Source organism: Streptomyces atriruber, assembly GCF_001418325.1.
Lineage (GTDB): Bacteria > Actinomycetota > Actinomycetes > Streptomycetales > Streptomycetaceae > Streptomyces > Streptomyces atriruber.
Window position 1 is genome coordinate 8,838 of the sequence record NZ_LIPN01000536.1, and the last position, 655, is coordinate 9,492.

Sequence of the window (655 nt, forward strand, 5' to 3'; positions counted from 1 at the left end):
CGCGGGCTCCGTCGCGGTGGCCGAGAGCGAGGCCGCGGCCCGCCGGCTGCTCGTGCCGGAGGCCTGGTCGATGGCGTACTCCCGCACGCACGGAACGTTCCCGCCGCTCCCGCCCGCCGAGCGCGTGGAGGCCCTGGCCATGACGGAGAAGGAGCGCGGCTTCTACGAGTCGGGGCTGACCGGCCACGTGCACGGCACGGAGGAGCAGGTGGCCGATGAGCTGGAGCGGGTGATCAAGGAGAGCGGGGCCCAGGAGGTGCTGGTCACGACCAGTACGTACGACCGTGTGGGGCTCCTCGACTCCTTCCGGCGGCTGGCGCGCGTGGCGGGTCTGGCGGCCTGACGGCCTGCCGAGGGCCGCACTGCCTGGGGTCCCGCCCGCGTCGCGTGCCGGGATCGGCCCGGGGCGGCGCGGACGGGCGCGGTGCCCCCGTGGCACGGGGGACGGTTCCAGCGGGAGCACCGCGGTCCCGGAGGCCCTTGCGGGTGCCTCTCAGAGGGTTTTCCGACGTCAGCGGGTGGGCGGGAGGGCTCAGGTGGTCGCCAGCGCCTCGGTCGGGGGCAGCCGTGCCGCACGGACGGCCGGATAGAAACCCGCCAGGCCGCCGATGACCAGCGTGGCGCCGACGCCGCCTGCCATCGCCCAGACCGGGAC

At 75.9% G+C, this 655-nt stretch carries 2 pseudogenes; one reads left to right on the plus strand and one right to left on the minus strand.

Annotation, left to right across the window (positions count from 1 at the left end):
* Positions 1-343 (plus strand): annotated as a pseudogene (locus tag AOK03_RS44625) (LLM class flavin-dependent oxidoreductase); the annotation flags it as partial.
* A gap of 189 nt (positions 344-532) precedes the next feature.
* Here AOK03_RS44625 and AOK03_RS44630 read toward each other — a convergent pair.
* Positions 533-655: pseudogene (locus AOK03_RS44630) on the minus strand (ABC transporter permease); the annotation flags it as partial.